The organism is Pseudomonas juntendi (assembly GCF_009932375.1).
In the GTDB taxonomy this organism is placed as follows: Bacteria; Pseudomonadota; Gammaproteobacteria; order Pseudomonadales; family Pseudomonadaceae; genus Aquipseudomonas; species Aquipseudomonas juntendi.
Genome location: NZ_BLJG01000116.1, coordinates 22,109 through 30,651, shown reverse-complemented (window position 1 = coordinate 30,651; position 8,543 = coordinate 22,109). Strand labels below are relative to the sequence as shown.

The 8,543-nt window shown below is 61.3% G+C and carries 7 protein-coding genes; 4 read left to right on the top strand and 3 right to left on the bottom strand.

Annotated elements, in window-relative coordinates:
* Nucleotides 1-89: 89 nt before the first annotated feature.
* Genes dapC through map form a run of 3 tightly spaced genes read right to left on the bottom strand, consistent with a single transcriptional unit; the run spans nucleotide 90 to nucleotide 4,834 of the window.
* The gene (gene dapC / locus GYA94_RS16485; RefSeq protein WP_110678255.1) at nucleotides 90-1,286 is read right to left on the bottom strand and encodes a succinyldiaminopimelate transaminase; all 1,197 of its coding nucleotides are present in this window, start codon (nucleotides 1,284-1,286) and stop codon (nucleotides 90-92) included.
* A gap of 30 nt (nucleotides 1,287-1,316) precedes the next feature.
* Entirely contained in the window at nucleotides 1,317-4,019 is a 2,703-nt protein-coding gene (locus GYA94_RS16480) for a [protein-PII] uridylyltransferase (protein WP_161892724.1), read from the bottom strand.
* 32 nt (nucleotides 4,020-4,051) lie between these two features.
* The gene (map, locus tag GYA94_RS16475; protein ID WP_009686955.1) at nucleotides 4,052-4,834 is read right to left on the bottom strand and encodes a type I methionyl aminopeptidase; all 783 of its coding nucleotides are present in this window, start codon (nucleotides 4,832-4,834) and stop codon (nucleotides 4,052-4,054) included.
* A 445-nt stretch (nucleotides 4,835-5,279) separates the two neighbouring features.
* On the opposite strand from map, the gene rpsB reads away from it, so the two are divergent.
* From rpsB to frr, 4 genes are all read left to right on the top strand, one after another.
* On the top strand, nucleotides 5,280-6,017 hold the full coding sequence (rpsB, locus tag GYA94_RS16470; protein WP_003252287.1) for a 30S ribosomal protein S2: 738 nt from the start codon (nucleotides 5,280-5,282) through the stop codon (nucleotides 6,015-6,017).
* A 185-nt stretch (nucleotides 6,018-6,202) separates the two neighbouring features.
* Nucleotides 6,203-7,066 carry a translation elongation factor Ts gene (gene tsf, locus GYA94_RS16465; protein WP_009686951.1) on the top strand — a complete coding sequence of 288 codons (864 nt, stop codon included), beginning with the start codon at nucleotides 6,203-6,205 and terminating at the stop codon, nucleotides 7,064-7,066.
* Between the two features lie 178 nt (nucleotides 7,067-7,244).
* Nucleotides 7,245-7,988: a UMP kinase gene (pyrH, locus tag GYA94_RS16460; protein WP_009686950.1), complete on the top strand. Its 744-nt coding sequence runs from the start codon at nucleotides 7,245-7,247 to the stop codon at nucleotides 7,986-7,988.
* Complete coding sequence (gene frr / locus GYA94_RS16455) at nucleotides 7,985-8,542, top strand: ribosome recycling factor (protein WP_029886984.1); 558 nt, start codon at nucleotides 7,985-7,987, stop codon at nucleotides 8,540-8,542. Before pyrH ends, frr begins: the two co-directional genes overlap by 4 nt.
* The last annotated feature ends 1 nt before the right edge of the window (nucleotide 8,543 follow it).

Sequence of the window (8,543 nt, the reverse complement as noted above, 5' to 3'; positions counted from 1 at the left end):
GGCGAGGCGGTGTCTGGCACCGGCTGCGCCGGTGTTCGCGGGCATGCCCGCTCCCACAGGAACCGCGTACAAACCGCCCCCCGATCCTGTCAGCGGCTTTGCAGAAACGCGCGAATGCGCTCGGCAGCTTCGATGCACTCGGCCAGCGGTGCAACCAAGGCCATGCGGACACGCCCGGCCCCCGGGTTCACACCATCCACTTCCCGCGAAAGGTAAGACCCCGGCACCACCGTCACATGCTGGGCTTCGAACAGGTCACGGGTGAACTCGGCATCGTCGCCAGGCACCTTGGCCCACAGGTAGAAGCTGCCGTCCGGGCGCTGTACGTCCAGTACCGGCTGCAGGATCTCCAGCACGGCATCGTATTTGGCGCGGTACTGGTCGCGATTTTCGCGCACATGCGCTTCATCCTGCCAGGCGGCGATGCTCGCCAGTTGGGTTTGCACCGGCATGGCGCAGCCGTGGTAGGTACGGTACAGCAGGAATGGCTTGATGATGTCGGCGTCGCCGGCAACGAAGCCCGAGCGCAGGCCCGGCAGGTTGGAGCGCTTGGACAGGCTGTGGAAGACCACGCAACGTTTGAAGTCGCTGCGGCCCAGCTCCGCGCAAGCGCTCAACAGGCCCGGCGGCGGGGCGTCTTCGTCAAAGTACAGTTCGCTGTAGCACTCATCGGCGGCGATCACGAAATCATGCTCGTCGGCCAGGGCAATCAGCGTTTTCAGGGTGTCCATGGGCACCAGCGCCCCGGTCGGGTTGCCCGGCGAGCACAGGAACAGGATCTGGCAGCGCTGCCAGACATCGGCCGGCACGGCGTCGAAGTCCGGGTTGAAGCCATTGGCTTCCAGGCACGGCAGGTAGTGTGGGGTAGCACCGGCCAGCAGGGCTGCGCCTTCATAGATCTGGTAGAACGGGTTCGGGCTGACCACCAGGCCGTCATCGACGCGGTTGACCACGGCCTGGGTGAAGGCGAACAGCGCCTCGCGGGTGCCATTGACCGGCAGGATATGACGGTCGGCGTCGAGCCAGCCGGCGGGCACGCCAAACCGCTGCTCGCACCACTGGCCAATAGCCTGGCGCAGCGCCGGCAGGCCGAGGGTGCTGGGATAGACAGCCAGCTTGTCGAGGTTGTCGGCCATGGCCTGGGCGACGAACGCCGGCGATTCGTGCTTCGGCTCACCGATCGACAGGGCGATGGCGCGTTTGTCCGCCGCAGGCTTCACGGTGCCCAGCAGGGCGCGGAGCTTTTCGAACGGGTAGGGCTGAAGCTGGGTCAAGGCATGGTTCATCGGCGCAAGGTCTCGTCAATCGTCTAATCGTTAAATGGTCAGGCGGCTCGGGCTGGTGTCGCTGCCTTGGCCGGCCTGCAGCTGCTGCACGATAGCTTCCTGCAGGCGGCTGCACAGTTGCGGGTCGGACAGCGGCTGGTTGTCGGCATCGGTGATGAAGAACACGTCTTCGACCCGTTCGCCGAGGGTGGCGATCTTGGCGTTCTGCAGTGACAGGTCGAATTCCAGGAAAATCCGCCCCAGCCGGGCCAGCAGGCCAGGGCGGTCGGGGGCCGTGATCTCGAGAATGGTCACCGGCCGTTGGGCATCGTTGAGGATGGTCACCTGTGGCGGGAAGTCGAAGTGCTTGAGCTGGCGGGGCACCCGGCGCTGAATGATGGTCGGGTAGTTCTCGGGGTTGCGCAAGGCTTCGCTCAGGCCGTCGCGAATCTGCCGCACCCGTTGCGGGTTGTCGCCAATCGAGCCGCCGTCGTTGTCCAGCACGATGTAGGTGTCGAGGGTGAACTGGCTGCTGGAGGTGATGATTCGCGCGTCGTGAATGTTCAGGTTCAGCTGCGACATGGCCGCTACTGTCACCGCAAAGAAGTCGTGCTGGTCCGGGGCGTAGATGAAGATCTGCGTGCCACCCTCGAACTCGCGCTGGGTAGTTTCCTTGATCAGCACCAGAGGGCCGCCATCGGCGGGCTGCTGCAGGATCGCATCACTGTGCCAGGCCACGTCGGCCGCAGTGTGCTTGAGGAAGTAGTCATCGCCCAGCTGCGACCACAATTGTTCGACGTCGTCCGGGTCGGTGCCCTCGCGCACCAGGATGTCCAGGGCCGCCGACTGGGTCTGGCGAATCTGCTCTTCGCGGTCCAGCGGGTTTTCCAGGCCGCGGCGCAAGGCCCGCTTGGTCTCGGTGTAAAGCTGGCGCAACAGGCTGGCGCGCCACGAGTTCCACAAGCTGGGGTTGGTGGCATTGATATCGGCCACGGTCAGCACGTACAGGTAGTCCAGGCGCGTTTCGTCGCCGACGTGCAGGGCAAAGTCGTTGATCACCTGCGGGTCGGACAGGTCCTTGCGCTGGGCGGTGGTAGACATCACCAGGTGGTTGAGCACCAGCCAGACGATCAGCCGGCTGTCCCACGCGGGCAGTTGGTGGCGTTCGCAGAACTTCTGCGCGTCTACTGCACCGAGCTCCGAGTGGTCACCGTGGCGGCCCTTGCCGATGTCGTGGTACAGGCCGGCCAGGTAGATCAGCTCGGGTTTGGGCAGGCGCCCCATCAGCTTGCTGGCCAGCGGAAACTTCTCGGACACCGGTGTGTACTGCAGCTTGCGCAGATGCTTGATGAGGTTGAGGGTGTGCGCATCCACGGTATAGATGTGGAACAGGTCGTGCTGCATCTGCCCGACGATCAGGCCGAACTCGGGCAGGTAACGCCCCAGGATGCCGTAGCGGTTCATTCGGCGCAGGTTACGGTGTATGCCGATCTCGCACTTGAACAGCTCGATGAACAGGCTGGTATTGCGGATGTCGGTGCGGAACGTGTCGTCGATCAGGTGCCGGTGTTCGCGCAGCAGGCGCACGGTATCGGCGCGTACACCCTTGATTTCCGGGTGCTGGGCCATCAGCACGAACATCTCCAGCATGGCGAACGGCGTGCGCTTGAATACGTTCGGCCGGGTGGCCTCGATATAGCCGTCATGCAGGCGGAAGCGCGCATTCAGCGGCTGGGTGCTGCCACTGTCCTCGTCGGCGAGGATGACCTCCTCGAAGTGCTGGATGATCAGGTCGCACAGCTGGCTGATGCTCATCACCACCCGGTAGTACTGGGTCATGAACTGCTCGATCGCCCGCTTGGGGTTCTCGTCGTGGTAGCTCAGCAGTTCGGCCAGGCTGCGCTGGTGGTCGAACAGCAGGCGGTCTTCGGCGCGGCCGGCCAGCATGTGCAGGGCGTAACGCACCTTCCATAGAAAGTCCTGCGACGAGGCCAGCAGTTCGTTCTCGCTTTCCAGCAGGAAGCCTTCGCCAGCCAGTGCGAGCAGGTTCAAGGTGCCGTATTGGCGGCGCGCCACCCACAGTACGGTCTGGATATCGCGCAGGCCGCCAGGGGACCCTTTGACGTTGGGCTCCAGGTTGTACTCGGTGTCGTTGTACTTGTGGTGGCGGGCCTTGAGTTCGGCGCGCTTGGCCAGGAAGAACTCCTTGCTCGGCCACATGTGCGCGGTGCTGGTCACGTCCAGCATGCGTTGGCGCAACGGCTCCGGGCCGGCAATGGTGCGGCTTTCCATCAGGTTGGTGATCACCGTGAGGTCGGCGCGGGCCTGTTCGGCACACTCGTCCACGGTACGCACGCTCTGGCCGACTTCCAGGCCTATGTCCCACAGCAGGGTCAGAAACCGTTCGATGGCATCGCGGTACTGTTCATGCTCGGCAGCCCCCAGGAGGATCAGCAGGTCGATGTCCGAATGCGGGTGCAATTCACCGCGCCCGTAGCCACCCACCGCAACCAGGGCGATGCCGCTGTGGTCCCCCCAGTCGAACTGGTTCCAGGCTTGTTGCAGGATATTGTCGACCAGCCAGGCACGGGCCTCGATCAGCGGGCGAATGTCGCCGCCGGCGCGGAAACGCTTGTCGAGCACCTCGCCGGCCAGGCGGATGGCTTTCTTGAAAGCGGCGATAGGGCTCGCCTTGAGGGCCAGTTCCGCCTGGAACTGGCCGCGGTCGAACAGTTCGGGGTCCACCTGGGGCATCGCGTCACGTTCCTGTCGTGGGTTGGCCGGGATCAGGCCGAGGTGCGCGGGATCGTGTCGTCCTTGCGCAGGGTGAAGATCTCGTAGCCGGTCGCAGTCACCACCAGGGTGTGCTCCCATTGGGCCGAGAGCTTGCGGTCCTTGGTGATGGCGGTCCAGCCGTCGCCCAGCACCTTGGTGTCGGCCTTGCCCTGGTTGATCATGGGTTCGATGGTGAAGGTCATGCCTTCCTTCAGTTCCATGCCCGTGCCTGCGCGGCCGTAGTGGAGGATCTGCGGTTCTTCGTGGAACACCTTGCCGATACCGTGGCCGCAGAATTCACGCACCACCGAGAAGCCGTTCTTTTCGGCGTGCTTCTGGATGACTTCACCGATGTCGCCCAGGCGGCACCCCGGCTTGACCAGTTCAATGGCCTTGTACATGCATTCCTGGGTCACCTTGGACAGGCGCTCGGCCCATGCTGGCACGGTGCCGACATGGAACATGCGGCTGGTATCGCCGTGGTAGCCGTCCTTGATCACGGTGACGTCGATGTTCAGCGTGTCACCGTCCTTGAGCGGCTTGTCGTTGGGGATGCCGTGGCAGACCACATGGTTGATCGAGGTGCAGATCGACTTCGGGTAGCCTTTGTAGTTGAGCGGCGCTGGGATGGCCTGCTGAACATTGACGATGTAGTCGTGGCACAGGCGGTCCAGCGCTTCGGTGGTGACGCCGGGCTTGACGTGTTCCTCGATCATTTCCAGCACTTCGGCAGCCAGGCGGCCAGCGATGCGCATCTTTTCGATGTCTTCTGCGGTCTTGATGGTAACGGTCATTACAGGCTCTCTACGGCGCCGTGCACGGCGCGAATAAACGGGAAAGGGCTTATTCTATCAGAGCGTCCAGCTGCAAGCTGCAAGTGGCAAGTGGCAAGTGGCAAGTGGCAAGTGGCAAGCTACAAGAAGAAGCGGATCGTGCGTCAGCTGCTTTTTGCTTTTGCTTTTGCTTTTGCTTTTGCTTTTGCTTTTGCTTTTGCTTTTGCTTTTGCTTGAAGCTTGAAGCTTGAAGCTTGAAGCTTGAAGCTTGAAGCTTGAAGCTGCTTCCACCGGGTTCCGTTTGCCCGCGGTCTGTGGTATAACATGCGCCGCTTTCGGGCACGACCCCGTCAGCATTTAACCCACACACGTGTCGACACGATGACCTGGGTGCCCCGAGTTGCAGAATTCGCGGGTTGGTCATTGGGATACGTGGAGGCCCAACCCGACTTATCAAGGAACTATCATGTCCCAAGTCAATATGCGCGATATGCTGAAGGCCGGTGTGCACTTCGGCCACCAGACCCGTTACTGGAACCCGAAAATGGGCAAGTACATTTTCGGCGCGCGTAACAAGATCCACATCGTCAACCTGGAAAAAACCCTGCCAATGTTCAACGACGCTCTGTCGTTCGTAGAGCGCCTGGCCCAGGGCAAGAACAAGATCCTGTTCGTCGGCACCAAGCGTTCCGCCGGCAAGATCGTCGCCGAGCAAGCTGCTCGTTGCGGTTCGCCATACGTTGACCACCGTTGGTTGGGCGGCATGCTGACCAACTACAAAACCATCCGCGCCTCGATCAAGCGTCTGCGCGACCTGGAAACCCAGGCCGAAGATGGCACTTTCGCCAAGCTGACCAAGAAAGAAGCCCTGATGCGCTCCCGCGACCTGGAAAAACTGGATCGCAGCCTGGGCGGCATCAAGGACATGGGTGGTCTGCCAGACGCTCTGTTCGTTATCGACGTTGATCACGAGCGCATCGCGATCACCGAAGCCAACAAACTGGGTATCCCGGTCATCGGCGTTGTCGATACCAACAGCAGCCCGGAAGGTGTTGACTACATCATCCCAGGTAACGATGACGCCATTCGCGCTATCGAGCTGTACATGACTTCGATGGCTGACGCTGTCATCCGCGGCCGCAACAACGTTGCCGGCGGCACTGAAGTCTACGCTGAAGAAGCGGCTGCACCTGCTGCTGAGTAATAGGCGCTAGCGTCTACTTGGCACGCGAAAAGGGGGCTCTGCCCCCTTTTTGCCACCTTGAAATCCTGCTGTCAGCATCGGCCCCGCATCATGGGCCTGCTGGAACACAAACAGCGGATTTGCAGAATTTAACGCCCGTGACCAACGGGTGGAATGGTTGAAAAACTTTCCAAGAGGATTTTGAAATGGCAGCAATTACTGCAGCGCTGGTCAAAGAACTGCGCGAGCGTACCGGCGAAGGCATGATGGATTGCAAAAAGGCCCTGGAAAAGGCCGGCGGCGACATCGAAAAAGCCATTGACGACATGCGTGCCTCGGGCGCCATCAAGGCCGCCAAAAAGGCTGGCAACGTCGCTGCTGAAGGCGCTATCGCGGTCAAGACCGACGGTAAATCCGCCGTTCTGCTGGAAGTGAACTCGCAGACCGACTTCCTGGCCCTGCAAGACGACTTCAAGAACTTCGTTGCTGAAAGCCTCGAAGAAGCCTTCGCCCAGAAGCTGACCGACGCTGCGCCGCTGATCGCTTCGCGTGAAGCTGCTCGTGAAGCCCTGGTCGCCAAGTGCGGCGAGAACGTCAACATCCGCCGCCTGGTGCGCGTCGAGGGTGACGTTGTGGGTGCCTACCTGCACGGCAACAAGATCGGTGCCGTTGTTGTCTTGAACGGCGGCGACGTCGAGCTGGCCAAGAACATCGCCATGCACGTGGCTGCGTCGAACCCTGAGTTCCTGGATTCGTCGGAAATCTCCGCCGAGGCCATCGAGCGTGAGAAGGGCGTGTTCCTGCAGCTGAACGCTGACAAGATCGCCGGCAAGCCAGAGAACATCGTTGAGAACATGATCAACGGCCGTATCACCAAGTTCAAGGCTGAAGCCTCGCTGAAAGAGCAGGCTTTCGTCATGAACCCGGAAGTCAAAGTTGGCGAGCTGGCCAAGAAAGCCGGTGCTGAAATCGTTTCCTTCACCTACTTCAAAGTAGGCGAGGGCATCGAGAAGCCAGTCGACGACTTCGCTGCTGAAGTTGCCGCTCAGGTAGCTGCTGCCAAGCAGTAAGACAGCCCCGTCTGTCGCCCCAAAGAGGCTGCCCGCTCACGCGCGCAGCCTCTTTGTCAAAGCGGGAACGGTTTACAGAAACCGCTGCTCGCGGACGCAACCGTTGCGTCACGTTACAGTTACAAGCAGGCTCAAGCAGCCCGCCAGAATTTTACAAACGCCGCAGGAGAGATTCGCAATGGCTCAGCAGGGCAGTGGTCATCAGGCTCGCTATAAACGCATTCTACTCAAACTTAGCGGCGAGGCCCTGATGGGCTCGGAAGAGTTCGGGATCGATCCCAAGGTCCTGGATCGCATGGCGCTGGAAGTCGGCCAACTGGTCGGTATCGGTGTTCAGGTCGGCCTGGTGATCGGTGGTGGCAACCTGTTCCGTGGCGCGGCGCTCAGTGCAGCCGGCATGGACCGTGTTACCGGCGACCACATGGGGATGCTGGCCACCGTGATGAATGCCCTGGCCATGCGCGACGCGCTGGAGCGGGCGAACATCACTGCCATCGTCATGTCGGCGATCTCCATGGTGGGTGTCACCGATCATTACGACCGTCGCAAAGCCATGCGTCACCTCAACGCCAAGGAAGTCGTGATTTTCGCCGCCGGTACTGGCAACCCGTTCTTCACCACCGACTCTGCCGCTTGCCTGCGCGCCATCGAAATCGATGCCGACGTGGTATTGAAGGCAACCAAGGTCGATGGTGTATACACTGCAGATCCATTCAAAGACCCGCATGCCGAGAAGTTCGATCATCTGACCTACGATGAAGTGCTGGATCGCAAGCTGGGGGTAATGGATCTCACGGCAATCTGCCTGTGCCGCGACCACAAGATGCCGCTGCGCGTCTTCAACATGAACAAGCCCGGCGCCCTGCTGAACATCGTGCATGGCGGCGCGGAAGGAACTCTGATCGAGGAAGTCCAGAAATGATCAACGATATCAAGAAAGACGCGCAGGAGCGCATGACCAAGTCCCTCGAGGCCCTGGCTCGCAACCTGGCGGCCATCCGTACGGGTCGCGCTCACCCAAGCATCCTGGATACCGTCAGGGTCACTGCCTGGGGCAGCGAGATGCCGCTGAACCAGGTGGCTGCAATCACCGTCGAAGATGCCCGCACGCTGAAGATCGTCGCCCACGACAAGAACCTCAGCGCGGCTATCGAAAAAGCCATCCTCACCTCTGACCTGGGCCTGAACCCGTCCAGCGCCGGTACCACCATTCGCGTGCCGATGCCGGCCCTGACCGAAGAAACCCGCAAGGGCTATACCAAGCAGGCCAGCGCTGTTGCCGAAGACGCCAAGGTAGCCGTGCGCAACGTGCGCCGCGACGCCCTGGCCGACCTGAAGAAGCTGACCAAGGACAAGGAAATCAGCGAAGACGAAGAGCGTCGCGCCGCTGATGACATCCAGAAGCTGACCGACAAGTTCGTTGCCGAAGTCGATGCTGCCTTCAAGGCCAAGGAAAAGGACCTGATGGCCGTCTGAG